Below are 26,898 nucleotides of genomic sequence, written 5' to 3' on the forward strand. Positions count from 1 at the left end.
TAGCGTCCGGTTATGGACAACCAGTCTGATCCGGAAGGAGCGGCTGAAAGCAAGCCGCCGCAAGGAAATTTCGCGTGGCTTCCCGTCTGGCTGCGCGGGCAGCCCACTTGGCTCAAAGCCGTCCTGGCCATGGTCCTGGTGATCGCCCTGGGCAGCACCGCGTACGCGTTCTCGCAGGTGGGCCGCGGCGGTCCGCCCGCTCCCACCGCCAGCGGGGCGGCGACGGCGGAAGGAGCCACCTCGACGCCGTCACCTACCGAACCTGCACCGGCCCCGGCCCCGCCACCGGCACCTGAACCGCCGCCCGTGGCCATGAACATCCTGATCATCGGCAGCGACAGCCGCGGGGACTCTCGGGCAGAAGAAGCCCAGGCAGCTGCCGGAACACCGGCCGATCAACGCGCCGACGTCCTGATGCTGGTCCACGTGCCGGCCGACCGCCAAAAGATCTATGGCATCTCGATCATGCGCGACATGTGGGTGAACATCCCCGGCCGCGGCGAAGCGAAGATCAACGCCGGGCTGGAACTCGGCGGCATTCCGCTCATGGTTCAGACCGTGGAAGGGCTTTTCAACACCCACATCGACCACACCGTCATGACTGACTTTGCCGGTTTCAAAAGGGCCACCGACGCTCTGGGCGGCGTGGAAGTCAACGTCACCGTTCCGTTCACATCCACCCATGACTCCGGCCACACCTTCACCCCGGGCATCAACCGGCTCACCGGCGACCAGGCCTTGGAGTTCGTCCGCGAGCGCTACGCATTCGCCGACGGCGACTTCCAGCGCATCCGCAACCAGCAGACGTTCCTCAAGGCCCTGGTGGCCCAGTTCATGAGTGCCGGCACGCTCACCAACCCTGACAAGGTGGTGGGTGTGGTGCAGGCAGTTCGGCCGCACCTGATCTTGGACCAGGACTTCACCTTGGACAACCTGTGGCGGCTGGGCTACAGCTTGCGTGACGTGGGCCCCGAAGACGCCATCTTCTTCCGGCTACCCGACGGCGGCTTCGGCTTCAGCACCACCGGGCAGTCGATCGTCTTCCAGAACCCCGGCGCGATAGGCGCCGTGTCAGCAGCACTCGCCAACGGCACCCTGGCGGACTACGTGGCGGCCAACGGCTTCGAGGGCGGGAACTGAGGGGTCGGGACTTGAGGGCTCGAGACCACCATGCCAAAGGGCCATCTGCAGGCGATTATGGGCCTACACAGGTGGCTGTTGAAGCATGGTGATGTTTTTCGGTGAGATGAGTTACCGGCGACGGCGGCCGCTTAAGCGAGGCCGCCGTCGTGCGTTCCGGTGAGGCGAGTTGCGGTGAGCTGCGTTCCGCCGCTTAGGCGGCGAGGCTCATGGCCCGGCTCCTTCGTCGGGTTGTCGTCTCCGTACCCCGGTGCGCGGTAACCCGCGGTGCGGGAGCCAGGACGCTGATGTTGCATTCCGACTGGAGCGGATCAATGGACGCCGGCAGGTGGTGCGATTCCGAACATGCCTGCAGATGCTCCATTGCAGCCGGCTCAACATGTGCGTGGCTCACATCCACCACCAGGTGGAGTCCTTCCTTCAGATGATTTGCCCTCTTCACAACCACATACAGGGCCTGGAGGCTTTTCGCCGTCACATGGCCTTGGGCGGCAACTTCAGCCTGTCCGCAATCGAGATCGAGCCGTACTAAAACCTTGAGTTTGTCGTTCAAGTGTTTCCCCTATTCACTGCATGGCCGCGACGCTGCGACCTCCATCAGACTAGGGAGCGAATGTGACGTACGCAACACTGAGCGTCACATGCGGAAAGAGTGGCGTTATGAACGGCGGGGGGTGTTGTGGCCGGCTGCGGCGTGGGGTAATGACTCGCCTACGATGGAGCCCGTGAAGACCCGGACGTTTGTGGCATGGATGGAACGCCGCCAGATCGGCCTGTATCTTGCCGCGATTGTGGCCGGTGCCGCAGCGGGTTTGTTGGCGCCGGACTCGGCCGCCGTGCTGGAGCTGGCCATCAATCCGGTACTGGGGCTGCTGCTCTACGCGACATTCCTGGGGATCCCGTTCGCGGCACTGGGACGGGCCCTACGCGACGTGCCCTTCATGGCGACGGTGCTGGTGCTCAACTTCGCCGTGGTGCCCCTGGTGGTGTTCGGGCTGAGCCGTTTCGTCGCCGGCGATCAGGCGCTCCTGGTGGGCTTACTGCTGGTACTCCTCACGCCGTGCATCGACTACGTGATCGTGTTCACCGGTCTGGCCGGCGGGGCCGCCGACCGGCTGCTCGCCGCGGCACCGGTACTGATGCTCGCCCAGATGCTCCTGCTGCCGGTGTACTTGCTGATGTTCGTGGGGCCGGAGCTGGTGTCGGCGATTGATCCGGCACCGTTTATGCAAGCACTAGTGGGGCTGATCATCGTTCCGCTGGGTTTGGCGGCGCTGACGCAGTGGCTTGCCGGACGGTCCTTGCCGGGCGGGGAAGGTGACCTTCCCGCCGTCGGGCGTTCCGTCGTCGGACTTTCCGTTATCGGTTCCGCACCGGGGCACAAAGTCATGGCGGCCATGCAAGCGCTGATGGTCCCGCTCATGATGGCGACGCTGGCCGTGGTGGTGGGTTCGCAGATCGCGGGCGTGCGCCAGGAACTGGGTTCGCTGCTGGCCGTGGTGCCGCTGTATGCCGCGTTCCTGCTGGTGATGGTGCCGCTGGGCCTGCTCGCGGCCCGGACCGCCCGGCTGGATGCCCCGGCGAGCCTGGCCGTGGTGTTCAGCGGCGCGACCCGCAATTCGCTGGTGGTGCTTCCGCTGGCACTGGCGCTTCCCGAACCGCTGGCCCTCGCCGCGCTGGTGGTCGTGACGCAGACCCTGGTGGAACTCGTCGGCATGGTGGCCTATGTGCGCTTCCTGCCGGGGTTGGTGCCTGCGGGCGCTTCGGCGCATTAACGGAGCCAGGCTCCAGACCTGCCTCTGAGGAGGCCGTGCCTGGAGCCTGGCCGTGAACCGCGGAATCAAATTACGCGGAACAGGCGAGCGATACCGTCCCCTTCAATCCATTGGAGTCGGACTTCGAGCAGCTGAAGATGATCGTTCCCACTGGCTGCTCGATAACGAGGGAAATACTCGTCACCGTGATCACCGGGTTGACGCCGGTCCAGTTGGGATTGGGGCATCCAGCTTCGGCCCCGGTTACTGTGGTCGGCGCCGTCAGGACCGCCGGATTCGTGACGAGCGTGAGGTTACCGTTCTTGATTGCACTGCCGGAAATGTCAGTTGGCGCGACGGCCGGACCAATGACGACCTTGTTCTGTCCAGGTGCAGTGTTTCCGCCGCCGTTCTGGCACTGGTACACCGCAGCTCCGCTAACCGTTACGGTGGCACGGAGATCCTCGCCGCCAAGTCCGGTGATGACCGCCCTACATGTTGTTGTCGCGGTGGACCCGCTAATGCTCACGGTGCAGACCGGCGAGCCGCCCTTCTTGAAATGCGGACTAGCCGCCTGGGCTGCCGACACCCCTGCCGTGAAAACAAACAGGACAACTGCGAAAAGCATGATGAGTCGTTTGACGATTCTGTTCATGGGATTGACCTCTGGGAAGGCGCTGGCTTAGACCAGCACGTAGTGGCACATCCACCCGGACACTGGCTATACCGTTGTCCGAGAACAGTCCGTGGCCCCCCAGTAATACGGGCCAAAATCCGACGCGACATACAGGATGCGCGTCCTCAAGAACCGTTGCAACGGCCCTGGGCCTCGCCAGGAACCGCGTGAAACTGTGCTACGTGTCAGGAGTTCTACTGTGGGAATCCCGACCCACCAAGGGGACACCCTGCGCGCCACCATGACAAGGGCCTTTTGTATCTATTTCTGGAGTTCTTTTGTGGAGCTCTCGCAACGGTGGCGGAAGTAACGCGGGACAATGTCAGCGCGCAGGCTAATTCACGTGAGCTAAGGGCCGGCGGTGCCTGGGGAAGCCTCGGTCTCAGAAGGCTTATCACCGCCGGCCCAGCTCAACGTGATCCGGAACGTTGTCCGGGCCAAGCATCGGACTGGCGGGAGTTCCCAGGGGGACCAGGTCCTCCGCCGACCGACTCCTACAGACTATTTACCGCCAACATCCTGTGCGTGAGTGGCCACTACTTGTCTTTAAGTTGCAGAAGTGACGCGGTGTGCAGGGCGCTACGCACGAAGAAAGCGGACCACTCTATCCCCCGGTAGCGAACGCGGGTGCCCGGAGCGGAATAGCTTTATATATTGAGTCAATGACCCAGACTCCAGTGCAGCACCCTGCCGACCACACTCCTGCGTCCGCCGCCCCCGTTGCCCGGAAGATCCCGAAGGAACGGACCCACCACGGCGACACCTTCGTGGACAACTACGAATGGCTGCGGGCCAAGGACTCCGAGGACGTGGTGGAGCACCTCAAGGCCGAAAACGCCTACCAGGAAAGCGTCACCGCCCATCAGGAACCGCTCCGGGAAGCGATCTTCCAGGAAATCAAGGGACGCACGCAGGAGACAGACTTGTCTGTCCCGAACCGCAAGGACGGCTGGTGGTACTACACCCGCTCCGTGGAGGGCAAGGAGTATGGCATCCAGTGCCGGGTCAAGGCCCGGAACACCGGGGACCCGGTCGCCGACTGGACGCCCCCGGCGGTGGAGGCCGGCGTCGAACTTCCCGGCGAAGAAGTCCTGCTGGACTGCAACGTGGAAGCCGAAGGCAAGCCGTTCTTCGCGGTGGGCGGCACCGCCGTGACTGTGGACGGCAACCTCTACGCCTACGCCGTGGACAACGCCGGCGACGAACGCTTCACGCTGCGCTTCAAGGACCTGCGCACCGGCGAAATGCTTCCGGACGTCATCGAGAACATCTTCTATGGCGTCTCCTTCTCCCCCGACGGCACGCGCCTGTTCTACACCGTGGTGGACGACGCCTGGCGCCCCTACCAGGTGAAGTCCCACGTGCTGGGCACGCCGGTCACCGACTATGAGGTGATTTACCAGGAGGACGACGTCGCCATGTGGCTGGGCTTCGACCTCTCCTCCGACAGGCGTCACCTCGTGCTGAGCATCGGCTGCTCCGAGTACAGCGAGACGCGGCTGCTCCGCTTTGACGATTACGACGCCGGACTCAGCACCGTGATTTCCCGCGACGAACGCGTCCTCTACGAGGCCGAGCCGTTCCTGCTGGATGGTGCCGAACGGATTCTGGTCACGCACAACCGGAACGCCATCAACTCCATGGTGTCGCTGGTGGACCCGGCCGAGCTCGCCAAGCCGCTGGCCGAGCAGGAGTGGACCACCGTCGTCGAACATTCCGACCAGGTGCGCGTCAACGGCGCGGGCGTCACGTCCACGCACGTGATTGTGTCCGTCCGCAAGGACACCATTGAGCGCGTCCAGGTGCTGGCGCAGGCCGGCCTGGGCACGCCCGCGCAGGGCGATCCGGTGGAGCCCGCGTTCGACGAGGAGCTGTACACCGCCGGCGTGGCGGGCTCCGACTATGAGGCGCCAGTGATCCGGATGGGCTACACGTCCTACTTCACGCCGTCGCGCGTGTACGACTTCGTGCTGCCCACCGCTTCCCAGCCCGCGGGCGAGCTGCTGCTGCGCAAGGAGAGCCCGGTGCTGGGCGGCTACTCGCCGTCCGACTACGTGGCCACCCGGGAATGGGCGACGGCGGCCGACGGCACCCGCGTTCCCCTGTCGGTGCTGCGGCACGCCTCGGTTTCCCGCGATTCCTCCGCGGCCGGGCTGGTGTACGGGTACGGCTCCTACGAACTGAGCATGGACCCCGGCTTCGGCATCCCGCGGCTGTCGCTGCTGGACCGCGGGATCGTGTTCGTGATTGCGCACATCCGTGGCGGCGGCGAGCTGGGCCGGCACTGGTACGAGGACGGCAAGAAGCTCCACAAGAAGAACACGTTCACGGACTTCATCGCGGCCACGGACTGGCTGGCTGGTTCCGGATGGGTCGCGCCTGACCGCATTGCCGCGATGGGCGGGTCCGCGGGCGGCCTGCTGATGGGCGCCGTGGCCAACCTGGCACCGGAAAAGTACGCCGCCATTGTGGCCGCCGTGCCGTTCGTGGATGCGCTGACCACCATCCTCGATCCGGAGCTGCCGCTCTCCGCCCTCGAGTGGGAGGAATGGGGCAACCCGATCACGGACCCTGACGTGTACGCGTACATGAAGTCCTACACGCCGTACGAGAACGTTGGTGCCCTGCCCTATCCGAAGATCGCCGCAGTGACCTCGTTCAACGACACGCGCGTCCTGTACGTGGAGCCGGCCAAGTGGGTGCAGGCCCTGCGTGCGGTTTCCACCGGGTCTGAGCCGATCGTCATGAAGATCGAGATGGACGGCGGCCACGGCGGGGCCTCCGGCCGGTATGTCCAGTGGCGCGAGCGGGCCTGGGACTACGCCTTCGTGGCCGACTCCGTGGGCGCCGTGGAGCTGCTGCCGGGGGCCGGGCTGAAGTAGGGTTCAACTCCCCATCGATTGCTCCGTAACGGCCGTTCTGAGCCCCCAAAACGGCAGTTACGGAGCAATCGATGGGGTATGTGGCGGGCTATCCGCCGTCGTGGTGTTCTGCCAATAAGTCCGCGAGGGTCTCGAGGTTCGCGCGGACCGTCCGGGTATGGGCCTTCTGCACGAACGGGTCGGCCAGTTTGCCGAAGACCCCGCCGAGCCCGGTGCCTGCATCGATGCGGTGGGTGAGGCGGGTCCCGTCGCCCTCGGACTCAAGGGTGTCTGTGATGGTGAAGTCGAACTTGCCTTCAACGGAACGGATCACCGTCTTGTTGGGCGGATCGAAATGGGTGTTTTCGCTGACCCAGTCGAAGTGCCGGCCCAATACCTTGCTGCTGCCTTTGGTCCGCGTGCCCACCCCAACGGGACCGTCGCCTACCTGTTCTGCCTGGACAACGGATGAATCCCAGACGGGGATGTTCTCGCTCTTGATCAGGAACTCGAAGACCTCCTGGGGCGGGCGGGCTATGAAGACACTTTCTTCGATCACGGGCATGGCTGGTACTCCTCGGACACTCCTGCTGACGGCACGGCTCGGCCGCCAGGTAGGTTTAGCGCCAGTGTGGTCCGGCCCCGGCTGTGGTGTCAACGCTGCGGCGACCCGGCGGAAGGGCCCTTAGAACCCGACGATAATCCCATGGTTGAGCCTGTCGAGACCCGGGTCCCGACAGGCTCCATCGCTGGTGGTTGGCTCGAACTATGCGGTGACCTCGAACTATGCGGTGACTGGACCCGTCGGTGCCGCGGCGCCGGCGGCCTGTCCGCGGCGGCCGCTGGGCCACATTTGCACAGCCATGATGAACGCCCAGGCGGCCATGAGCACCAGCGCCACCAACCGGGGCGCCGAATCGAACAGGCCAACATAGGAAACCATCAGGCCGTGGATGATCCATGCGATTCCAGAAGCGGCGGCCAGCCATCCCGGCCAGCGGGCGAACGCGTAGCCGTACGCGATAGCCAGCCCATAGAAAATCAGCGCGAGTCCGAGCAGGATGTTGGAATAGCTCTGCAGCGCGTACTCAGTCCATCTCAACCCCATGGCTGCCGAAAGCGCTGACGACTCCTGATCGGCGGGAGCCACCGCCCAGGCATCCACCGCCCATTTGAGCGCCACACCATCCACCGCCTGGAGCATGGTGATGGCCGCCGCGGTCAGCACCACCGCGACCAGGCCGAACCGCGCCAGCGGTTTTGGCCCCTCCTTCTTGGCGGTCATGGCAAAGTACAGGGCCACGAGCCCGCCGAAGAACATCAGGGCGGCGAGCCACTGCGTGAAGTGGATGGCAATCCAGCCATCGGTCTGCGCGTACTCCCTAAAGACTGCAGTGTGGTTCATGGGGTCTTCCCTGGACGGGTGCACCGCCGTCGCGGCCACCAGCAGGATGACGCCGAGGGGAAGCGCAATCGCACCGATCCTCCCCCAGAATGCTCTTGGTTCCACGTCCGTTTCCATCGCCTTCTCCTCTCCAAGCCGGCTGCTTCCCAACGGTGCCCCTGATCCCCTGCGGGAGGCATGGCCAGGCTTTCCATTGCTTCAATGTGGCTGGAGCGGGCGAGATTAACTTCGCCCGTAGCAACAGATTAGGAGCATGAAGCTAGAAGAGGTAGCCCTTCTCGAAGAGCGCATCCTGGCCGCTTCAGAACACTGGGGGCCATAGACACTGCCACCGCATCTGCAGCCTGCGTACCGTGGTGGATGTGGACGAAGTGAGCTACTCCAGAACCGATGCTGAACCCCTACGGAGAGGTAACACACCATGAGACTGACGCTGATGCAGTTCTTAACCTTGGACGGCGTGTCGCAGGGTCCCGGCTCCCCGGATGAGGACACAAGCGACGGCTTCACCCAAGGAGGGTGGTTTGTCCCGCACTTGGATGAGGAGTTCGTGCAACAGGCTGTGGACTGGCTGGGCCAGGCGGACGCTTTGCTATTCGGCCGTCGCACCTACGACAACTTTTCTCGCGACTGGCCCCAGATTACGGACCCCGATGATCCGTTCTCCGAAAAGATGAACGGCCTCCCGAAGTACGTGGCCTCCCAGAGCTTGAAGCAGGCCACGTGGGCACCGACGACCATCCTCTCCGGGGACGTCGCCGCACAGGTCGCCGAATTGAAGCGGCAGCCCGGAAGGGAGCTGCAGATCCACGGGAGTTCCAGGCTGGCGCAGTCCCTGCTGGCCGCCGGGCTGATTGACGATGTGAGGCTGGTGATCGCCCCGGTGGTGGTCGGGAACGGGCGGCGGCTGTTTCCGGTGGGAGGCGCCCCGGCGGGCCTGCGTCTGGTCAGCAGCAGTACGACGCCGGGCGGACTCGCCAATCTTGTCTATGAGTCGGCAGGGCTTCCGGAGTACGGGACGTACGGGGCCGGCGCCTAGTTCCAGGCAGCTGGCGCGTCAGCTGCCCGCTTTCCGTGCTGTCCATTCGTCGCGCAGCATGGCGTAGACAACTTCCGTGGCCCACACGCCCTTGTACCGCCACTTGTCCACGTGCTTGCCCTCCAAGCGCATGCCCAGCCGCTCGCAGATCGAGGCCGACGCCGTGTTCAGCGCGTCCAGTTTGGCGTCGATCCGGTGGAAGTCCAGGCCCTCGAACCCTAGCTTCAGCATCGCCTCCGCAGCTTCGGTGGCGTAGCCCTTGCCGCGCGCTCCCGGGGCCAGGCTCCAGCCCACCTCCGCTTGGCCGAGGCCCGGCAGCCATTTCAGCACCACTTCGCCGATCAAGCCCGGCGAATCCGCGGCCTCAATGGCCAGCGCCACCCAGTCGCCTTCCTTTTTGAAAACAAAGTTGGCGTAGTTGCCCACCCGTTCCATGCACTGCGTGTAGCTCTTGGCTTCGCCCGGCAGGAACCGTGCGGTTGCGGGCAGCGAGTGGTAGGCGTAGAAGGCGTCGAGGTCGGCGGCCTCGAAACGGCGGAGGACCAGGCGGTCGGTGCGGATGGGCAGTCTGATGTCCGGCATGGTTTGAGCGTACCCTCCGCCGCTTCAGCACACTGGGGGTGTCCGATAGACACTGCCACCGGATCTGCGGCCTGCGTACCGTGGTGGATGTGGACAGAAAAGACGAAATCCGTGAGTTCCTGATGTCGCGTCGCGCGAAGATCAGCCCGGAGCAGGCCGGCATCCCGAACTACGGGGAGCTGCGGCGGGTGCCGGGCCTGCGCCGTGAGGAAGTGGCGCAGCTCGCCGGGGTAAGCACGGACTACTACACGCGGCTGGAACGCGGCAGCATCCGCGGCGTCTCTGACTCGGTGCTTGAGGCCGTGGCCTCGGCTCTTCAACTGGATGACGCCGAGCGGACTCATCTGATGGATCTGGCGCGGACGGCCAACTCTCCCTCGCGTGTGGAGTCGCGCAAGGCACCGCGCCGGCCGCCGCAGCAACGGGTCCGTCCCGGTGTGCTGCGCCTGCTGGACGGTATGACCGGAGTGGTGGCCATGGTGCAGAACGGCCGGTCCGACGTGCTGGCAGCCAACCTGCTGGGCCGCGCGCTGTACTCGGAGGTGTTCGACTCCCCCGCATCATCCGGTCCGGACACTCCCGGCCGGCCGCCGAACCAGGCGCGCTACCTCTTCCTCGATCCGCGCGCGGCTGACCTGTACCCAGATTGGCGGGCGATCGCGGCCACCACAGTCGCGATGCTCCGGCTGGAAACGGGGCGGAACCCCCACGACCGGGCGCTGAACGAGCTAGTCGGTGAGCTGACCACCCGCAGCGGACTGTTCGCCGCGTTGTGGGCAGGGCACGACGTGCGGATCCACACCACCGGAACCAAGCGCTTCCACCACCCGGTGGCCGGGGAACTGTCCCTGCAGTTCGAAACGCTGCACCTCCCCGGCGACGAGGGACAGACCCTGTTCACCTTCACCGCGGAGCCGGGCTCCGCTTCCGAAAACGCGCTGGCATTCCTCGCCAGCTGGGCGGCACCGCCCGCCGACACAACCACCAAACCCGAAACATCCACACGGAAAGACAGCACAACACAATGACTGAACAGCACGACACCATCACCGCGAACACCACCGCCGCGAATACCGCCGCCGGGAAAAAGGTCTGGTTCATCACCGGCGCCGGCCGAGGCATGGGCACCGACATCGCAAAGGCGGCCCTCGCCGCAGGCCACGCCGTGGTCGCCACCAGCCGCAACCCCGAAAAGGTCACCCAGGCCGTCGGCGAAAACGAGCACCTCCTCGCCGTCAAGCTCGACGTCACCGACCCCGCCGACGCCGTGGCCGCAATCCAGGCAGCCGTGGACCACTTCGGCCGGATCGACGTCCTTGTGAACAACGCCGGCAATTTCTACGCCGGGTTCTTCGAGGAAATCACCCCGAAGGACTTCCGGGCACAGATCGAAACCACCATGTTCGGGCCCATGAACGTCACCCGCGCGGCCCTGCCGGTGATGCGGGCGCAGCGCTCGGGCCTGGTGGTCACCATCTCGTCGACGGCAGGCATCGCGGGCGGGGAGTTCCTGTCCGCATACGCTGCCTCGAAGTTCGGCGTCGAGGGCTGGGCGGAGTCCCTGGCGCCTGAGGTGGCGCCGTTCGGCATCCGCACCATGATCGTGGAACCCGGGTTCTTCCGCACCGAACTGCTCACCCCGGAATCGACAAGCTACGCCGAATCCACCATTGGGGACTACGCCGAGCGCACCGAACAGACCGTGGCCGCGTGGAAGGGCATGAACGGGCTGCAGGGCGGCGATCCGGCCAAGCTCGCCGACGCCCTGATCGAACTGGCCGAACAGGATGAACCGCCGCTGCGCTTCGCGGCGGGAGCCGACGCCGTCGGCGTGTTCGAGGCCCGGGCCAAAGCTCTCCAGGACCAGGCCGACGCCCACCGCGAACTGTCCAGCAACCTCGCCCACGCGTAGGAAGTGAGAGAGCGTCTGGGGAAAGGCGACCAGAAGTGAGAGAGGGTCCGGGGAAAGGCGACCAGAAGTGAGAGAGCGTCCCGGGAAAGGCGACCAAAAGTGAGAGAGCGTCCCGGTTAGGAAGCGGAATGCACGACGGCGGCGGTCGCCTCCGCGATGGCGCGCTCCTCGTCGGTGGGAACCACCAGGACGGGGATCAGCGACTCTGGCGTGGAAATCACGCGGGGTTCCTTGGACCGCTCACTGTTCAGCCCGGCGTCGAGCTCTATGCCCAGCGCCCCCAGCTTGTCCCCCACCAGCGTGCGGAACTGGTGCGAGTTCTCGCCGATGCCGGCGGTGAACACCAGCGCCTTCGCCCCGCCCACGGCCACGTGGTACCCGCCGATGTATTTGGCAAGCCGGTAGGACGCGACGGCAAGCGCCGTGGTTGCGCGGGCATCGCCGCCTTCGGAGGCTTCCACCACGGAGCGCATGTCGTTGTTTCCCGCGAGGCCCTTCAGCCCGGATTCGCGGTTGAGCAGGGAGTCGATGTCCTCCGTGGACCAGCCGGCCCGGCCCAGGAACACGAGGATGGACGGGTCCAGGTCGCCCGAGCGTGTGCCCATCACCAGGCCCTCCAGCGGGGTGAAGCCCATGGAGGTGTCCACGGACTTGCCGCCGCGGATGGCCGTGACGGAGGCGCCGTTCCCCAGGTGGGCGATCACGCCGTCGAACTCTTCGACTGGAAGGTCCAGCAGCGCCGCCGCCTGGTGCGAGACGTACTCGTGCGAGGTGCCGTGGAAGCCGTAGCGGCGGATTCCGTGGTTGGTGTACAGCGAGTCCGGCACCGCGTAGCGCCACGCGTGCTCGGGCAGGGTGCGGTGGAAGGCGGTGTCGAACACGGCAACCTGCGGCATGTCCGGCCATTTCTTGGCGATGGCGCGGATGCCCAGGACGTTGGCCGGGTTGTGGAGCGGAGCCAGCGGGTTGAGCCGCTCGATGGCGCGGGTGATCTCGTTGTCGATCAGCACCGGCTCGCCGAACCGCTCACCGCCGTGCACCACGCGGTGGCCGACGGCGTCCAGCTTCCGGTCCCCCAGCACCTCGTGGATGGCGGCGTCCACCTGCTCCAGCGCCTCGGCATGGTCCCGCGGGCCCTCGATCTCGCCGTCGCCTTCACCGCCGTTGCCCATCCCGATCTTTTCGATCAGCCCCTCGGTCAGGACGCTGTGGGATGCCACGTCCCGCACCTGGTACTTGAGCGAGGACGAACCGGAGTTGATGACGAGGACGAGCACTGGGCCTCCTAAGCCGTAGCTGCTGCGGTGGTCGGTGGAAGTTCGATCGTAGCGCCATTGCGTCAGCCGCGGCGGGCGCTTAGAGTCGGCGGACCAATGGGACAACGCACGGAGGGCTTTTCCATGACTGACAGCACCACCCAGCCGGACAGCACCGGGGACAGCACCACACCGGAGAGCGCGGGACCTGCGGGCACTGCGCCGGACACCGGGGACAGCACCGCGCCGGACACCGGGTCAAAAAAGAAGGATCCCACGGGCATTGAGGGCGCGAACCCGGCCCTGGACGATACCGGGAACGTCAAGGCCGCCGAGGTGGGCGAGTCCCCCGAGCCGCCCGAGAACGTGGAGGACCTGGACCTCACTCCCGCCGGCTTGGCCGATGAGCCGGCCAAGCAGGAAGACCCGGACAGCCCGGCGGAACCGGAGAACAGCTGACCGGAAAACAGCTAGCTACGCGTGGGCGGCCGCGGCTGCCGGTTCGGCCGCCGGTTCCACCGACTGCGCCTGCACGGCCGTGATGGCCACCGTGTTCACGATGTCCTCCACTGTGCAGCCGCGGGAGAGGTCGTTCACCGGCTTGCGGAGCCCCTGCAGGACGGGCCCGACGGCGACCGCCCCCGAGGACTGCTGAACCGCCTTGTAGGTGTTGTTGCCGGTGTTGAGGTCCGGGAAGATGAACACTGTGGCCTGCCCGGCGACGGATGAGCCCGGCATCTTGGACTGCGCGATCGCGGCGTCCACGGCGGCGTCGTACTGGATGGGGCCTTCGACGGCGAGGTCCGGGCTGCGCGCCTTCACCGCTTCGGTGGCCTGCCGGACTTTGTCCACCGCCTCGCCGGTCCCCGATCCGCCGGTGGAGTAGGACAGCATGGCCACGCGCGGTTCCACGCCGAACTGCGTGGCGGTCTCGGCTGAGGCCAGCGCGATGTCCGCGAGCTGTTCGGCGTTCGGGTCCGGGTTGACGGCACAGTCGCCGTACACCAGCACCCGGTCCGGCATCAGCATCAGGAAAACCGAGGAGACGATCTTCACGCCGTCGCGGGTCTTCACGAACTCGAGCGCCGGGCGGATGGTGTGGGCGGTGGTGTGCGCGGCGCCGGACACCATGCCGTCCACCACGCCCAGCTGGACCATCATGGTGCCGAAGTAGCTGCCGTCCAGCATGACCTCCAGTGCCCGGGCCAGGTCCACGCCCTTGTGCGCACGCAGCTCCGCGTATTTCTCGGCAAACTGCTGGCGCAGCTCGGAGGTGGCGGGATCCACGATCTTCATGCCCGACAGGTCGATGCCCTGCGTGGAAGCCAGTTCGCGGACGTCCGACTCGTTGCCCAGGATGGTGAGGTCGCAGACGTCCCGCCGGTGCAGGATTTCCGCGGCGCGCAGGATCCGCACGTCGTTCCCCTCGGGCAGCACGATGTGCCGGCGCTGCAGCCGTGCCCGTTCGATCAGGTCGTGCAGGAACCGCAGCGGCGTCATCCGCTCCAGCCGCGGCAGGTGCAGGCGCTCCACCAGCTCGGCCTCGTCCACACGCTTCGCCCACAGCCCGACGGCGGAGGCCACCTTGCGGCGGTGCCCCGACCAGATTTCGCTGCGGACCTCGGACACGCGTTTGGCCGTGGTGTAGGTATCGTCCGGGCTGGCGAACACGGGGAACGGCGCCTGAGCCAGCAGTGAGTAAATGTTGGGGTCCGGGGCCAGGCCGCCGGTGAGGATCAGCGCAGACGGCACCGGGAATTCGGGCGAGAACGACGACGCCAGGCACGCGACCATCACGTCCGCACGGTCACCCGGGACGATCACCAGGGCGCCGTCGTCGAGCACGTGCAAAAAGTTGGCCACACTCATGGCCGCCACCTTGATGGAATGGACGTCGCGTTCCATGTCCTGCCGCCCGGCCACCTGGCGGATCCCCAGGGCGGTGGCCACCTCGCCGGTGGTGGGCCGGGCAATGTCCTCCAGCTCCGGGAAAACGTACACGGGCCGGCCGGACGCACCGGGCTTCACGGCGGCAACGATCCCGTCCACGTCCTCCGGGTCGGCACGGTTCACCATGATGGCCAGCAGGCTGCAGCGTTCCGCCGCCAGTTCCTTGCGGGCAACCTCGACGGCGTCGGCCGCCTCCGCGACGGTGCGCCCCTTCGCGCCCACCACGGCCACGATCGAGGCGGCCAGGTTGTTGGCGAGGCGTGCGTTGAGGTCGAATTCGACGGCGGCATCCTGGCCGGTGAGGTCGGTGCCCTCCACGATCACCACGTCGCAGTGGCGGGACATGTCGGCGAAGATCTCCACGCAGCGGGCGTCGATCTCCGCCCGGTTTCCTTCGGCCAGGAGGGCGCGGACCTCGGCGAACGTCAGGCCGCCGCGGCAGCGGTCGTCGTCGAGGTCGAACCGGGCTTTCATCAGGGCCACCATGGGGTCCGAGTCGGCGTCAGCGCCGTGGACCACGGGTTTGAAGAAGCCGATGCGGTCCGCGTGCCGGTGCAGCGTGTCCGCAAGCCCCAGCGCTATCAGCGACTTACCGGATCCCGGTGTGGTCGCGCTGACGTAAATCCCCTTGGCCATGATCCGCCCTTAGGTAGTGACGTGGTGGTGCTCCGTCCCTCCATACTTCCACGGTCAGGACCGCTGGACATCCCTGCTGTGGGGTTGCGGCTCGGAGGCCGTGCGGCCCGGCGCCCCGGGCTGCCCCTGGGCCGGCCCGACGGCGAGCTCCCGGATGTGTTCGGTGGCGGCCCAGCTGGCCAGCAGCCGCAGCCGTTCATCCGACGGCGATCCCGGCACCGCCGGGTAGACGGTCAGCCTGAAACCGGGGTCCTCGGCGAGATCCATGGCTTCGTACGTGAGCTCGAGCTCCCCCACGACCGGGTGGTGGAACATCTTGGTGCCGGCGTAGTGGCGGCGGACGTTGTGGGCTGCCCAGCGGGTGCGGAATTCTTCGCTGCGCGTGGACAGTTCCCCTACGAGGTCCGCCAGGCGTTTGTCGAAGGGGTTCTGGCCGCTGTAGGTCCGCAGAAGGGCCACGTTGGTGTTGGCGGCCAGTTCCCAGTTGGGGTAGAAGTCCCGGGCTTTGGGATCAAGGAAGATGAACCGGGAGTGGTTGGCAGGCCGGGCGGGACTGCGGTACATCTCGGAGTACAGGGCATAGCCGAGCTGGTTGGCCGCCACGATGTCCATGTGCTGGTTGCCGATGAAGGCCGGCGCTGCCGTGATGGCGTCCAGCATGAATTGAAGGGGCGGGCGAACGGTCCCGCTCTGGAGGGGCCGCTGCTTGGTCCTGCCGGACGCGTTGGAAGCCCTGGCAAGGTTGTAAAGGTGGTCACGTTCCGCTTCGTCCAGCTTCAGGGCCCTGGCGATGGCGTCGAGGACACTTTCGGATGTGCCGGACAGGTTTCCGCGCTCGAGCTTCGTGTAATAGTCCACGCTGACCCCGGCGAGCATGGCGACTTCTTCGCGGCGCAAGCCGGGAACCCGGCGTCGTCCGCCAAAAAGCGTGAGTCCGGCCATTTCCGGAGAGATCTTGGCGCGTCTTGAGGCGAGGAACTCCCTCACCGCCATCCTGTTATCCACTCGTTCACGCTACACCGGGGCGGCGGGTCCTAGGGAGGTACTGCCAGAACCCGGATAGGGAGAGCCGTGGCTAGGAAGGGCGGGGCCGGGTTGAATGGGAAACCAAGCCCATCACCACTGGAACGGAGCCAGCATGACCGCCACCGGCGCCCCTGCACACGCCACTGCACCCGGACCTGCTCCCGCACCCAGACAGGCCGTCGGCCGGCCGCTTGCGGTGGTACTCGGGCTGTTGACAATCTTCGGTCCGATTTCCATGGACCTCTACCTGCCGGTCCTCCCGGCCCTCACCGCGGAGCTCCGCAGCACAACGTCCGTGGCGCAGCTGACCATCACCGCGTGCCTGCTCGGCCTGGCCATCGGGCAGGTGGTGGCCGGGCCCATGTCGGACCGCTTCGGCCGCCGGAAGCCACTGATCATCGGAGTGATCGCCTACACGGTCACCTCGGTGGTGTGCGCGCTCAGCCCCACGGTCGAAACCCTCATCCTCGCCCGGTTCGTCCAGGGCCTCGCCGGCGCTGTGGGCATTGTTATCGCGCAGGCCGCCGGCCGGGACGTCTACTCGGGCGGGAAGCTGATCCGCTACTACGGCCGCCTCACCGTCCTCGGCGGGCTGGCCGCCATCATCGGCCCCGTGATCGGCGGCCAGCTCGCGGCCGTCACGGACTGGCGCGGAGTGTTCCTTTTCCTCGCCGCAGTAGGTGTGGCCATCCTCATCGCGTCCCTGCTGATCTTCCGGGAGACCCTCCCGCAGGACCGGCGCATCACCGGCGGCCTTTCCCACACCCTCAATGACTTCCGCCGGCTCCTGGCGGACCGGATGTTCGTCGGCGCCGTCCTGATCACGGGCTTCACCTACTCGGCGATCTTCGCCTACCTGAGCGGGGCAACGTACATCCTCCAGGGCATGTACGGGCTCTCCCCGCAGGGGTACTCGTTCGCCTTCGGACTGAACTCCCTGGGCTTCGTGATCTTCGGGTTCATCTCCGGTCGGCTGGCCGAGCACTGGTCCGAACGGGGAACCCTCGCCGTGGGCCTGGCCATGGCCCTCGCCGGCGCCCTGGGCCTGCTGGCCACGGCGCTCCTGCACCTGCCGCTGATCGCGATCATCCTGTCCCTGTTCACCATGGTCAGCGGAGTGGCCGTGACCAGCCCGCCGGCCACGTCGCTTGCGCTCAAGGAGTACCCCGACATCGCCGGCACGGCGTCCTCGCTCCTGGGCCTGGCCCGGTTTTCCTTCGGCGGCCTGGCGGCACCCCTGGTAGGCATCGGCGGGGCCAACGATCCGGTGCCTTTCGGCATCGTCGCGGCTGCCGCCGCCGCAGCGGCCGCACTCTGCCTGGGACTGGTCCGCCGCCGTCGAACGGTCAGCGGGGCGGGCGTCAGTTCGGTCAGCGGGGCGGGCGGGCTCGGCTGAGCTGCTGGATGAAGCGCCCCAGCGCGGTGACCTCCGCAGGGTTGTCAGCAAGTGCCACGAGGCCGCATGCAACACTGGCGAGTTTGATATTGCTGCTGTTGCTGTAGGCGGTCAGCAGTTGGAAGGCCTCATCCGATCCGATCCCGAGCCGGCCCATGAGGATGCCCTCGGCTTTCGCGATGGTGCTCCGGGTAGCCACTGCGCCGCGGACGGCTTCGCGCGCGGCCAGCTCCGTCTCCCGTTGGATTGTTGACGTCAGGTCCAGCATGACTCCCGAGATCGTCGACACCTTGCCGGCCTCGTCCAGCGCTGCCTCCCCCGCCGTCAGCACTTTGCGCTCGCGGGACGCGGCATCGATCAGGCGATGATAGATGGCAACATGACCGCCATGTGCGAACAGTTCGTTGCTGACCTCCTGGATTCGCGGCAGGTCATCAGGGTGCTTGTGCGCCATCGTCAGCTCCATTGTTGGAACGACGTCACCGCGGCGGTAGCCGTGGATCCTGTAAACCTCGTCCGACCACGTCATGGCCCGGGATTTGGCATCAAAAACAAACGTCCCGGCCAACAAGTTTGACGCCCCCAAAGCACTCGAGTACGTCCGCGCCTGCCCCAAAATTCCGCTCATGGCGTCCCCTGTCATGGGTCGGCTTCCCCCGCCTCCGATCGTACGCCGATCGCGCCTGATTCCTAAGGTTCAGCCCTCACCGGCGGAAAACTGATATTCCCATTCCAGTTCGGGATCAGCGATTCTTCGCCTTTGTCGGCGGGATGTTCGTGTTCACGTCCTTGACCGGTTCCGAGATGTGGGGCAGCTAGCCGGACCGGGAAGCACCCACAAACGCCCTCGCACGACCGCCGGAGAAACCAGCGGCTCTTGACAGCATGCCCCAAAATGGGATTACCTAATGAACATTCGGTAAATAAAGCTGGAGGCAATGACGCATGGCTGAAGCAACGCTCTCCGGGGCCACCCACCCCATCCTTGAAAACGACTATGCCTCTGAATGGATGGGCATCGAAGTCCTCAAAGTGGACGACGGTCACGCCACCATCCGCATGACCCTCCGGCAGGAAATGCTCAACGGCTTCGGCATGGCCCACGGCGGAATGATCTTCGCCTTCGGCGATACCGCATTTGCCCTGGCCTGCAACCCGGCGGGCTCGCCTGCCGGCACGGCGGGAGGCGACGGCGACACAATCACCGTGGCGTCCGGCGTCGACATCAATTTCCTCAAGCCGGCCTTCACCGGCCAGGTGATCACTGCCGTCGCCAACCGACGCGCCCATGCCGGCCGCAGCGGACTCTACGACGTCCAGATTTACGCCGCAGACCCCCACACCGCCGCAGGCACCAACACAGGCACCAACACCGACGCCCCCGCAGGCACGAACGCCGGCACTGCCGCCGGCAGCGCTAATGATGAAACCCCGGGCGAGCTCATCGCCGAGTTCCGCGGCCGCAGCCGCACCATCTCCAAGAAATAGAAACAGGGACCCCCAGATGACCCTCCACGCCACTGAACCAGCAGCTGCCACCGACGCCGTGCTGGACCGCGAAGAAACGATATCCCGCGACGAGCTGGAGGCATTGCAGCTGAGCCGCCTCCAGCACACGGTCGCCTACGCCTATGACCGCGTGCCACTGTACAAGCGCAAGTTCGACGAGGCCGGCGTCCACCCCACCGACCTCCGCGAACTGGCCGACCTGGGCAAGTTCCCCTTCACCACCAAGGAAGACCTCCGCCTGGAGTACCCCTTCGGCATGTTCGCCGTGCCGCAGCACGAGGTGGCCCGCATCCACGCCAGCTCCGGCACCACCGGCCGCGCCACGGTGGTGGGCTACACCAAGAAGGACCTCGCCGACTGGGCCAAGCTGGTGGCACGTTCCCTCCGCGCTTCCGGCGTCCGGCCTGGCATGAAGGTCCACAACGCCTACGGCTACGGCCTGTTCACCGGCGGCATGGGCGCCCACGCCGGCGCCGAGGCCCTGGGCTGCACGGTCATCCCGATCTCAGGCGGCCAGACCGAACGCCAGATCACCCTGATCCAGGACTTCAAGCCCGACGCGATCCTGGCCACCCCCACCTACCTGCTGACCATCGCCGACGCGATGATGAAGCAGGGCATCGACCCGGCCTCCACCTCACTCAAGTACGCCGTATTGGGTGCCGAGCCGTGGACCGAGGAAATGCGCCACGAGCTCGAAACCACCATGAACCTCAAGGCCTGCGACATCTACGGCCTGTCCGAGGTCATGGGCCCCGGCGTGGCCGGTGAAGCCGTGGAAACCCAGGACGGCAGCCACATCTGGGAGGACCACTTCCGCCCCGAGATCATCGACGCATTCGACCCCACGAAGGTCCTGGGCGACGGCGAACACGGCGAACTGGTGTTCACCTCGCTCACCAAGGAAGCGCTGCCCATCATCCGGTACCGCACCAAGGACCTCACCCGCCTGCTCCCCGGCACCGCCCGCCCCGCGCACCGCCGCATGGGCCGCATCACCGGCCGCAGCGACGACATGATCATCCTGCGGGGCGTGAACCTGTTCCCCTCGCAGATCGAGGAAATCGCGCTGCGCATCCCCGAGCTCAGCCCGCACTTCCAGCTGGAACTGACCCGGCCCGAGGGGCAGCGGATGGACCAGCTCACGGTGAAGATCGAACGCCGGGAATCCGTCTCGGTAGAGGGAGTGGCCTCGGCCGCCAAGGTCCTGCAGCAGCAGATCAAGATCCACGTCGGGTCCTCCTGCACCGTGAACGTCGTCGAGCCCGGGTCGCTGGAGCGCTCAAACGGCAAACTCCGCCGGATCTACGACCTGCGCCCGAAGGCATAGCGCGAACGTACACTTGCGGCCCCACCGGGCAGCAGCCACGAAGGGTCCGGGTCCCCCCCGGACCCTTTTGGCGTGCCTGGTATTCCACGCGGGCCGTCCGCAGGTTCGCCATTTTCGGCACATGTTGCCGCAACTTAGGCAATCGGTTGCCAAATGCGGCTTTCAACCCCTAGTCTGGAAAGCGCGCCCACGCAGTGGTGGGTGCTTTCTCCAGAACAGGAACAGCAATGACGCATACTCCCTTGCCTACGGGAACCCCGCCACATGGCGCCCTCCACCCGGTCGCCGTCAATAAGACCGAGCTCCGCCGCGCCGGCTGGGCAGGGTTCATCGGAACCGTTCTGGAAAACTACGACATGGTTGTCTACGGCGTGGGCACCGCCATCATCTTCAACACCCTGTTCTTCCCCAACGTCTCCCCCGCAGTCGGCTTCATCGCCAGCTTCGGCGCGTACGCCGTCGGCTTCATTGCCCGGCCCATGGGCGGACTGTTCTTCTCCCGTTACGGCGACAAAATCGGCCGGAAGTTCGTGCTCGTGGCCACCCTGGCCCTGATGGGCACCGCAACCTTTGCCATGGGCCTGCTGCCCACCTACGAATCCGTGGGCATCCTGGCCCCGATCCTCCTGACCGTGCTGCGGTTCATCCAGGGCTTCGGCGCCGGCGCGGAAATGGCCAGCGCGGTGGTGCTGCTGGCAGAGTTCGCCCCCAAGGGCAGGCGCGGCGCAATGACTTCGCTGGTATGGGCCGGTGCCGCCGTCGGCTCCGTCTTCGGCTCCGGCGCCTGGATCCTGGTGCAGCTGCTGCCGCGCGAAGACCTCGAATCGTGGGGCTGGCGCCTGGTGTTCCTTTCCAGCGCCCTCGTGACCGTGGCCGCATACCTGATCCGCCGCAACATGAAGGAATCACCGGTCTTCGCCGAACTCAAGAAGGAGCACGTCGAGGCAGCCTCGCCGGTCTCGGAGGTGCTCAAGAAGGGCCGCCGCCCGCTCCGCCAGGTCTTCCTCATCAACATGGGCACCCACGCCCATTCCTACATTTACCAGGCGTTCCTGGGCACCTTCCTGATCTCCGTGGTCAACATCGACAAGGCACTCATCCCCCAGATGCTGGCCATGGGCGGCCTCTTCGCCATTCCCGCCGCGCTGATCGCCGGACGCGCCACCGACCGCTGGGGCCGCAAACCGGTGAACGTCTTCATCCTCGCCTTCCTCTTCCTGTTCTCCTTCCCCGCGTTCTGGCTCAGCAGCACCGGCAACGTCTGGCTGATCGCCCTCGTCTACGCAGTCGGCTTCACCTTCGCCGTGGAAGGCGGCATCGCGGCACAGTCGGCCATGTACGCCGAGCTGTTCGGCTCCAAGTACCGGTATGCCGGCGTGGCTATTGCCCGCGAGTTTTCGGCCATCTTCGGCGGCGGCATCGCGCCCATCATCTGCTCGGGGCTGCTCGCCTGGGCCACCGGCTCCTACTGGCCCATCGCCGTGTACATGATGGTCATCGTCGGCATCTCGCTGTTCCAGGCGATCAAGGCCCCGGAGACAAAGGACCGCGACCTCACCCTGGAGGAGAACGCCAGCTAGGGCGGTGCCCACCCTTCATAAAGGGCCGACGTCGGAAGGTCACCGACATGGGGAAGGTCCCCGGCTGCTGCAGCCGGGGACCATCCTTTTACGGGAGGCATTCAGTGCACTACTGCCAATGCGCGACAGCGCTGTGACGTGCCGATGGCTAACCGCCAGCCGGGCAGCCCAACGTGCCTGATCCCGTCCCGATCCTTGAAACTTTTGAGTTAGAACCGGCTCCGTGCCGATAGTTCCTCTACAAGCTTTCTAGCACCGGGGCACGGCGCAGGCAAGGGATTTCTGGTCCATGACACCGATTGCGCCTAATAACCGAACGTTCATGAGAAAATAGCCGGTATGTCCACAACTGATGCACCCACCAAGCGCGGCCGCCCCGGATACGACCAGCAGTCGGTGCTGCAGATCGCCGTCGAGGTCTTCAACCGACACGGCTACGACGCCACATCCATGGGCATCCTCGCCGAAAACCTTGGTATTTCCAAGTCGGCCATCTACCATCACGTCCCGTCCAAGGGCGACCTCCTCAAGCTCGCCCTTGAAGAGGCGCTGGGCGGACTGGAGGCCATCCTCGAGCAGCCGCAGGCCCAGACCGGAACGGCCGAGGCCCGGCTGGAGTTCGTACTCAGGCAGACGATCTCCGTGCTGGTGGAACGGCTTCCGTTCGTCACGCTGCTGCTGCGCCTGCGCGGCAACACGGACATCGAGCGTGACGCCATGGAACGCCGCCGCACCTTCGACCACAAGGTGGCTGCCCTGATCTCCGCCGCCCGCGATGAAGGTTCCCTCCGCGCGGACATCGATCCCCGTACGGTTACGCGCCTCCTGTTCGGCACCATCAACTCGATCGTCGAATGGTACAAGCCCGGCGGCTCGCTCTCCCCCGAAAAGCTGGCCGACGACGTCATCACAATGGCATTCAACGGGCTCCACGCGGCACGCTAAGTCCGTTCTTCCCGCACGTCCGCCGGAGGGCTCTCCGGGGCACTCATTGACGGCGGGATAAGTGGCGCCCACCCTGTAGTCATGGCCACGAAATTATCCGAAGTCCTCTTCGGCACGTTCCCCCATTTGCGGTACCAGCCCACTCCCAAACGGGTCCGGGCCATGGTGGACGGGACCGCCGTCGTCGACACTTTGTATGCGCTCCTGGTGTGGGAGCCCAAGCGCGTTACTCCCATCTATGCCGTGCCCGAGGTGGACCTTCAAGCCGAACTCGCGCCACCGAAGCAGCAGCCGGGCCAGATTGCGGAACACGGTTTCAGGCTCGGCCTGGACGGACCGCATGCATTGGATCCGCGCACGGGTTTCGGCCGGCACACAGCGGACGGCGAGGAGTTCGACGTCGTGACTTCCGGGGCGAGGCTGCCCCGCGCGGCCTTCCGGCCGGCCGACCCCGACCTCGCCGGCCACGTGGTGCTGGATTTCAACGCCTTCGACTGGCTGGAGGACGACGAGGAGATCATCGGCCACCCCCGTGATCCGTTCCACCGCGTAGACATCCGGGCGTCGTCCCTCACCGTTGAAGTGAGGCTCGACGACGTCACGCTGGCCACCACGAACGCCGCCCAATTGCTCTACGAGACCATGCTGCCGGTGCGCTACTACATCCCGCCCGCGGACGTCCTGCTGGACATCATGGAGCCCAGCCCCAAGAAGACGGTGTGTCCGTACAAGGGGACGGCGAGCTACTGGACCTACCCGCACTCCGAAACCGGGCGGAACATCGCGTGGATGTACGACCAGCGGTTCCGCGATGCGGCCCAGATCCACGGGCTGGTGAGTTTCTTCAACGAACGGGTGGACGTGACGGTGGACGGCGTCAGGCAGGAGCGGCCGGTCACACCGTGGTCCGCGACGCCGCCGGAATCGCCGTGAGGCCGAGTGGTCCTTGATCACCCTGAAGCAGGCAAAAAGATAGGGCGTCCCGCTGAGCCGGGACGCCCGTCCTCTTCGCCTGGCCGGCCTGGTCACCGGCAGGGCCACAGGGCTAGAGCTGGTACTCCGCCTGCTGAATGCCGAGGGTTTCGTGAACGCAGAGAATATTGTTCTCGGTGTCCATGAACCATGCGCATTTTTCGGAATCGGTAGTACAAATGTGGTGTTCGCCAGTCTTCAGATCAGGGCGATCGTAATCCTGGAACCGGACGCCGCGGGCTTCCATTTCATCAACGGTCCGCTCGATGTCCCTGACCTCAAAGCTCAGCGTGGTGTGCTCGGAGTGCCTGCCATCCTTCACTGGCATCAGCTGCAGCATGGGGCCGTCGCCGCTGCCAAACAATTCGCTTCCGTCATCTGCCACGCCGCGATGAGGCAGTCCGAGTGTTTCCGCGTAAAAACGACGGGCGCGCTCTTTGTCATCCACGGGCAGGACGGTTGTGGCTGTGTTCAATACTAGGGTCATTTCGCCACCTCCTACGCAAAAAATTCTACGCCGGGGCAGGGCGGAAAGATCTTACGAAACCCTCTCTCACATCCTGCCGCCCAAACCCCGACGCTCTCTCACCGGTGAACTGGTCCACCGGGGTGAGAGAGCGTCGGCGGAAAGGGCGCAAGAAGTGAGAGAGCGTCCGGGGTGGGGGCTACTTTCCGAAGCTGTTACTTTTCGACGAGGGTGAGGACGTCGTAGGTGGCTACGATTTCGTCGTTCTGGTTGGTGAGGACGGCGTCCCAGGCCACCTCGCCGTACTCGTCGGTCTCGCGGGGGGTGATCTTCTTGGCGGTCAGGGTGACGCGGATCGAGTCGCCGGCGGCCACCGGAGTGATGAAGCGCAGGTTCTCCAGGCCGTAGTTTGCCAGCACCGGGCCCGGAGCAGGCTCCACGAACAGCCCGGCGCCCCAGGCCAGCAGCAGGTAGCCGTGCGCCACGATGCCCGGGAAGAACGGGTTGGCCTCCGCAGCCTCCTGGTTGGTGTGGGCGTAGAAAGTGTCGCCGGTGGAGTTGGCGAACTTGGTGATCTCCTCGAGGGTGACCTCCCGCAGCCCGGAGCGGACCGCGTCGCCGATGTGCAGCGTGCTCAGGTGCTTCCGGAACGGGTGCTGGCCTTCGGTCTCCAGCGTGAAGTTGCGGTCCGCGCCGGTGTGCCAGAGGCCCGTGACGGCGGTGAGCATGTTGGGCGAGCCCTGGATGGCGGTGCGCTGCATGTGGTGCATCACCGAACGGATGCCGCCCAGTTCCTCGCCGCCGCCGGCGCGGCCCGGGCCGCCGTGGACCAGGTGCGGCACCGGCGAACCGTGGCCGGTGGAGCTGCGGGCGTCCTCGCGGTTGAGCATCAGGACGCGGCCGTGGTGGGCGGCTATCCCGGTGACCAGTTCGCGGGCAACCTCGGGATCGTTGGTGCACACCGAGGCCACCAGCGAGCCGCCACCGCGGGCGGCGAGGCGCACGGCGTCGGCCAGGTCGGTGTAGCCGATCACCGACGAAACAGGACCGAAGGCCTCCAGCGAGTGGACTTCCTCAGCTTCGGCGTCCGCCCAGCTGAGCAGCACCGGGGACATAAAGGCACCGTCTTCGACGACGGCCACTCCCCCGTCCGCTTTGGTCACCTTGGGCGAATCGAGCGTGCCGTACGCGAGCTCGCCGCCGGCGTCGAGCATTGCCTGGACAGCGGCCCGGACATTGGCCAGCTGCTCAAGGGAGGCGAGCGCACCCATGGTGACGCCCTCGGCGCGGGGATCACCCAGCACCACGCGTTCCTCAATGCGGGCACCCACGGCGGCAACGACGTCGGACACCAGTTCGCGGGGCACGATGGTGCGGCGGATGGACGTGCACTTCTGGCCGGCTTTGACGGTCATTTCGGTAACCACGGACTTGATGAAGGCGTCGAACTCCGGCGTTCCCTTGAACGCGTCCGGTCCCAGGATGGCGGCGTTGAGGGAGTCGGTCTCCGAGGTGAAGCGGACGCCGCCCTTCACCACGTTCGGGTGCGACTTCAGCGAGTTGGCGGTGGAGGCGGACCCGGTGAAGGCGACGAGATCGCGGTAGTCGAGGTGGTCCAGGAGCGTGCGGGCCGATCCGGAGATGAGCTGCAGGGAGCCCTTGGGCAGGATGTTGGACTCCACGATGGCCTTGACCACGGCCGCAGCCACGTAGCCCGTGGGAGTCGCCGGCTTGACGATGGTGGGGACGCCGGCGATGAACGCGGGCGCAAACTTCTCCAGCATGCCCCACACCGGGAAGTTGAAGGCGTTAATCTGGACGGCGACGCCGGGGATGCGGGTGAAGATGTGCTCACCGGCAAAGGAACCGTCCCGGGACAGCACCTCCATGGGACCGTCCACCACCACCTGCGAGTTGGGCAGCTCGCGGCGGCCCTTGGAGCTGAAGGTGAAGAGCACGCCGATGCCGCCGTCGATGTCCACCATGGAGTCGATCTTGGTGGCGCCGGTCTGGGCGGACAGCTCGTAGAAGTGCTCGCGGCGGGCGTTCAGGTACTGGGCCAGTTCCTTGAGCTTCAGGGCGCGCTGGTGGAAGGTCAGCGTGCCGAGTTCCGTCTGGCCGGTGGTGCGTCCGTAGTCCACGACGTCGGCAAGGTCCAGTCCCTCGGTGCTCACCTTGGCGAGGAGCTCGCCGGTGCTGGCGTCCAGGACGGGGACTGCGGAAGCCGCGGCGGCGGCGTCGGGCGTCCACCAGGCGTCCCGGACGAAACTGGGAACGGTCTCCACAGTGTCCAGTGAGGATTTCGGAGCAGTTGCAGTGGTGGTCATCGTTGACGGGTCCTTCCAGCGGGGGCAAGATCATCACGGCCAGTGCATTACTGACCGTCCGTTCGGTAATATGTCTACAGTACATGAATGTGCCGTGCTGCACACTAGCCTGTTGCACACTGGGAAGACCCGACGA

General features: G+C 65.9%; 24 protein-coding genes. 13 read left to right on the plus strand and 11 right to left on the minus strand.

The window, feature by feature from the left end; translation table 11 throughout:
- Positions 1–12 precede the first annotated feature (12 nt).
- Entirely contained in the window at positions 13–1,140 is a 1,128-nt protein-coding gene (locus tag ACSQ1X_RS16470) for an LCP family protein (RefSeq protein WP_436058438.1), read from the plus strand.
- Positions 1,141–1,333: 193 nt separating this feature from the next.
- Here ACSQ1X_RS16470 and ACSQ1X_RS16475 read toward each other — a convergent pair whose 3' ends face one another.
- The gene (locus ACSQ1X_RS16475) at positions 1,334–1,693 is read right to left on the minus strand and encodes a hypothetical protein (RefSeq protein ID WP_436058439.1); all 360 of its coding nucleotides are present in this window, start codon (positions 1,691–1,693) and stop codon (positions 1,334–1,336) included.
- A gap of 163 nt (positions 1,694–1,856) precedes the next feature.
- Between ACSQ1X_RS16475 and ACSQ1X_RS16480 the strand changes: the two genes are divergently transcribed.
- A complete protein-coding gene (locus tag ACSQ1X_RS16480; protein WP_436058440.1) occupies positions 1,857–2,915 on the plus strand; it encodes an arsenic resistance protein in 1,059 nt (352 codons plus the stop codon).
- Between the two features lie 70 nt (positions 2,916–2,985).
- Here the strand turns inward: ACSQ1X_RS16480 and ACSQ1X_RS16485 are convergent, their stop codons facing one another.
- Positions 2,986–3,549, minus strand: a complete 564-nt coding sequence (locus ACSQ1X_RS16485; RefSeq protein WP_436058441.1) for a hypothetical protein — start codon at positions 3,547–3,549, stop codon at positions 2,986–2,988.
- A 683-nt stretch (positions 3,550–4,232) separates the two neighbouring features.
- Here ACSQ1X_RS16485 and ACSQ1X_RS16490 point away from each other — a divergent pair.
- Positions 4,233–6,452 carry a S9 family peptidase gene (locus ACSQ1X_RS16490; RefSeq protein WP_436058442.1) on the plus strand — a complete coding sequence of 740 codons (2,220 nt, stop codon included), beginning with the start codon at positions 4,233–4,235 and terminating at the stop codon, positions 6,450–6,452.
- 88 nt (positions 6,453–6,540) lie between these two features.
- Here ACSQ1X_RS16490 and ACSQ1X_RS16495 read toward each other — a convergent pair whose 3' ends face one another.
- On the minus strand, positions 6,541–6,996 hold the full coding sequence (locus ACSQ1X_RS16495) for an SRPBCC family protein (protein WP_436058443.1): 456 nt from the start codon (positions 6,994–6,996) through the stop codon (positions 6,541–6,543).
- Between the two features lie 219 nt (positions 6,997–7,215).
- Positions 7,216–7,941: a hypothetical protein gene (locus ACSQ1X_RS16500; protein WP_436058444.1), complete on the minus strand. Its 726-nt coding sequence runs from the start codon at positions 7,939–7,941 to the stop codon at positions 7,216–7,218.
- 331 nt (positions 7,942–8,272) lie between these two features.
- On the opposite strand from ACSQ1X_RS16500, the gene ACSQ1X_RS16505 reads away from it, so the two are divergent.
- Entirely contained in the window at positions 8,273–8,875 is a 603-nt protein-coding gene (locus tag ACSQ1X_RS16505) for a dihydrofolate reductase family protein (RefSeq protein WP_436058445.1), read from the plus strand.
- 18 nt (positions 8,876–8,893) lie between these two features.
- On the opposite strand, the gene ACSQ1X_RS16510 is transcribed toward ACSQ1X_RS16505, so the two are convergent.
- Complete coding sequence (locus ACSQ1X_RS16510) at positions 8,894–9,457, minus strand: GNAT family N-acetyltransferase (protein WP_055804625.1); 564 nt, start codon at positions 9,455–9,457, stop codon at positions 8,894–8,896.
- A gap of 89 nt (positions 9,458–9,546) precedes the next feature.
- Here ACSQ1X_RS16510 and ACSQ1X_RS16515 point away from each other — a divergent pair, with 89 nt between their 5' ends.
- Positions 9,547–10,485: a helix-turn-helix transcriptional regulator gene (locus ACSQ1X_RS16515; protein ID WP_436058446.1), complete on the plus strand. Its 939-nt coding sequence runs from the start codon at positions 9,547–9,549 to the stop codon at positions 10,483–10,485.
- Complete coding sequence (locus ACSQ1X_RS16520; RefSeq protein WP_436058447.1) at positions 10,482–11,369, plus strand: SDR family oxidoreductase; 888 nt, start codon at positions 10,482–10,484, stop codon at positions 11,367–11,369. Before ACSQ1X_RS16515 ends, ACSQ1X_RS16520 begins: the two co-directional genes overlap by 4 nt.
- Before the next feature lie 116 nt (positions 11,370–11,485).
- Here ACSQ1X_RS16520 and ACSQ1X_RS16525 read toward each other — a convergent pair whose 3' ends face one another.
- The gene (locus ACSQ1X_RS16525) at positions 11,486–12,646 is read right to left on the minus strand and encodes an acetate kinase (RefSeq protein WP_436058448.1); all 1,161 of its coding nucleotides are present in this window, start codon (positions 12,644–12,646) and stop codon (positions 11,486–11,488) included.
- Positions 12,647–12,769: 123 nt separating this feature from the next.
- On the opposite strand from ACSQ1X_RS16525, the gene ACSQ1X_RS16530 reads away from it, so the two are divergent.
- Positions 12,770–13,084: a hypothetical protein gene (locus tag ACSQ1X_RS16530; RefSeq protein ID WP_436058449.1), complete on the plus strand. Its 315-nt coding sequence runs from the start codon at positions 12,770–12,772 to the stop codon at positions 13,082–13,084.
- Between the two features lie 15 nt (positions 13,085–13,099).
- On the opposite strand, the gene pta is transcribed toward ACSQ1X_RS16530, so the two are convergent.
- Both pta and ACSQ1X_RS16540 read right to left on the minus strand, forming a co-directional pair.
- On the minus strand, positions 13,100–15,211 hold the full coding sequence (gene pta, locus ACSQ1X_RS16535; protein WP_436058450.1) for a phosphate acetyltransferase: 2,112 nt from the start codon (positions 15,209–15,211) through the stop codon (positions 13,100–13,102).
- A gap of 54 nt (positions 15,212–15,265) precedes the next feature.
- On the minus strand, positions 15,266–16,216 hold the full coding sequence (locus ACSQ1X_RS16540; protein ID WP_436058451.1) for a helix-turn-helix transcriptional regulator: 951 nt from the start codon (positions 16,214–16,216) through the stop codon (positions 15,266–15,268).
- 133 nt (positions 16,217–16,349) lie between these two features.
- Between ACSQ1X_RS16540 and ACSQ1X_RS16545 the strand changes: the two genes are divergently transcribed.
- Entirely contained in the window at positions 16,350–17,633 is a 1,284-nt protein-coding gene (locus ACSQ1X_RS16545) for a multidrug effflux MFS transporter (RefSeq protein ID WP_436058452.1), read from the plus strand.
- On the opposite strand, the gene ACSQ1X_RS16550 is transcribed toward ACSQ1X_RS16545, so the two are convergent.
- Complete coding sequence (locus tag ACSQ1X_RS16550) at positions 17,608–18,261, minus strand: PAS and ANTAR domain-containing protein (RefSeq protein WP_436058453.1); 654 nt, start codon at positions 18,259–18,261, stop codon at positions 17,608–17,610. The two genes, ACSQ1X_RS16545 and ACSQ1X_RS16550, sit on opposite strands and share 26 nt — an antisense overlap.
- Positions 18,262–18,578: 317 nt before the next feature.
- Here ACSQ1X_RS16550 and ACSQ1X_RS16555 point away from each other — a divergent pair, with 317 nt between their 5' ends.
- The 5 genes from ACSQ1X_RS16555 to ACSQ1X_RS16575 all read left to right on the plus strand — a co-directional run bounded on the left by ACSQ1X_RS16555 (position 18,579) and on the right by ACSQ1X_RS16575 (position 23,930).
- The gene (locus ACSQ1X_RS16555) at positions 18,579–19,121 is read left to right on the plus strand and encodes a hotdog fold thioesterase (protein WP_436058454.1); all 543 of its coding nucleotides are present in this window, start codon (positions 18,579–18,581) and stop codon (positions 19,119–19,121) included.
- Between the two features lie 16 nt (positions 19,122–19,137).
- Positions 19,138–20,472 (plus strand): phenylacetate--CoA ligase PaaK, encoded by a 1,335-nt coding sequence (paaK, locus tag ACSQ1X_RS16560; RefSeq protein ID WP_436058455.1) that lies wholly within the window; start codon positions 19,138–19,140, stop codon positions 20,470–20,472.
- Positions 20,473–20,699: 227 nt separating this feature from the next.
- On the plus strand, positions 20,700–22,052 hold the full coding sequence (locus ACSQ1X_RS16565; protein ID WP_436058456.1) for an MFS transporter: 1,353 nt from the start codon (positions 20,700–20,702) through the stop codon (positions 22,050–22,052).
- A gap of 339 nt (positions 22,053–22,391) precedes the next feature.
- Positions 22,392–22,997 (plus strand): TetR/AcrR family transcriptional regulator, encoded by a 606-nt coding sequence (locus tag ACSQ1X_RS16570; RefSeq protein ID WP_436058457.1) that lies wholly within the window; start codon positions 22,392–22,394, stop codon positions 22,995–22,997.
- Between the two features lie 81 nt (positions 22,998–23,078).
- Complete coding sequence (locus ACSQ1X_RS16575) at positions 23,079–23,930, plus strand: DUF427 domain-containing protein (protein ID WP_436058458.1); 852 nt, start codon at positions 23,079–23,081, stop codon at positions 23,928–23,930.
- Positions 23,931–24,042: 112 nt separating this feature from the next.
- Here the strand turns inward: ACSQ1X_RS16575 and ACSQ1X_RS16580 are convergent, their stop codons facing one another.
- Together ACSQ1X_RS16580 and paaZ are read right to left on the minus strand one after the other, a co-directional pair.
- Positions 24,043–24,456: a VOC family protein gene (locus tag ACSQ1X_RS16580; RefSeq protein ID WP_055804662.1), complete on the minus strand. Its 414-nt coding sequence runs from the start codon at positions 24,454–24,456 to the stop codon at positions 24,043–24,045.
- 194 nt (positions 24,457–24,650) lie between these two features.
- Positions 24,651–26,762, minus strand: a complete 2,112-nt coding sequence (paaZ, locus tag ACSQ1X_RS16585) for a phenylacetic acid degradation bifunctional protein PaaZ (protein ID WP_436058459.1) — start codon at positions 26,760–26,762, stop codon at positions 24,651–24,653.
- Positions 26,763–26,898: the final 136 nt, after the last annotated feature.

This window comes from Arthrobacter sp. LjRoot78 (assembly GCF_964254335.1).
Lineage (GTDB): Bacteria > Actinomycetota > Actinomycetes > Actinomycetales > Micrococcaceae > Arthrobacter.

Bases quoted from the DNA above. Each gene is read 5' to 3' on its own strand.
- ACSQ1X_RS16505 (WP_436058445.1), top strand. From the start codon at position 8,273: ATGCAGTTCTTAACCTTGGACGGCGTGTCGCAGGGTCCCGGCTCCCCG.
- ACSQ1X_RS16545 (WP_436058452.1), top strand. From the start codon at position 16,350: ATGACCGCCACCGGCGCCCCTGCACACGCCACTGCACCCGGACCTGCT.
- ACSQ1X_RS16480 (WP_436058440.1), top strand. From the start codon at position 1,857: ATGGAGCCCGTGAAGACCCGGACGTTTGTGGCATGGATGGAACGCCGC.
- ACSQ1X_RS16555 (WP_436058454.1), top strand. From the start codon at position 18,579: ATGGCTGAAGCAACGCTCTCCGGGGCCACCCACCCCATCCTTGAAAAC.
- ACSQ1X_RS16470 (WP_436058438.1), top strand. From the start codon at position 13: ATGGACAACCAGTCTGATCCGGAAGGAGCGGCTGAAAGCAAGCCGCCG.
- ACSQ1X_RS16580 (WP_055804662.1), bottom strand. From the start codon at position 24,456: ATGACCCTAGTATTGAACACAGCCACAACCGTCCTGCCCGTGGATGAC.
- paaK (WP_436058455.1), top strand. From the start codon at position 19,138: ATGACCCTCCACGCCACTGAACCAGCAGCTGCCACCGACGCCGTGCTG.
- ACSQ1X_RS16490 (WP_436058442.1), top strand. From the start codon at position 4,233: ATGACCCAGACTCCAGTGCAGCACCCTGCCGACCACACTCCTGCGTCC.
- ACSQ1X_RS16520 (WP_436058447.1), top strand. From the start codon at position 10,482: ATGACTGAACAGCACGACACCATCACCGCGAACACCACCGCCGCGAAT.
- ACSQ1X_RS16530 (WP_436058449.1), top strand. From the start codon at position 12,770: ATGACTGACAGCACCACCCAGCCGGACAGCACCGGGGACAGCACCACA.
- ACSQ1X_RS16510 (WP_055804625.1), bottom strand. From the start codon at position 9,457: ATGCCGGACATCAGACTGCCCATCCGCACCGACCGCCTGGTCCTCCGC.
- paaZ (WP_436058459.1), bottom strand. From the start codon at position 26,762: ATGACCACCACTGCAACTGCTCCGAAATCCTCACTGGACACTGTGGAG.
- pta (WP_436058450.1), bottom strand. From the start codon at position 15,211: ATGGCCAAGGGGATTTACGTCAGCGCGACCACACCGGGATCCGGTAAG.
- ACSQ1X_RS16485 (WP_436058441.1), bottom strand. From the start codon at position 3,549: ATGAACAGAATCGTCAAACGACTCATCATGCTTTTCGCAGTTGTCCTG.
- ACSQ1X_RS16570 (WP_436058457.1), top strand. From the start codon at position 22,392: ATGTCCACAACTGATGCACCCACCAAGCGCGGCCGCCCCGGATACGAC.
- ACSQ1X_RS16575 (WP_436058458.1), top strand. From the start codon at position 23,079: ATGGCCACGAAATTATCCGAAGTCCTCTTCGGCACGTTCCCCCATTTG.
- ACSQ1X_RS16565 (WP_436058456.1), top strand. From the start codon at position 20,700: ATGACGCATACTCCCTTGCCTACGGGAACCCCGCCACATGGCGCCCTC.
- ACSQ1X_RS16550 (WP_436058453.1), bottom strand. From the start codon at position 18,261: ATGAGCGGAATTTTGGGGCAGGCGCGGACGTACTCGAGTGCTTTGGGG.
- ACSQ1X_RS16495 (WP_436058443.1), bottom strand. From the start codon at position 6,996: ATGCCCGTGATCGAAGAAAGTGTCTTCATAGCCCGCCCGCCCCAGGAG.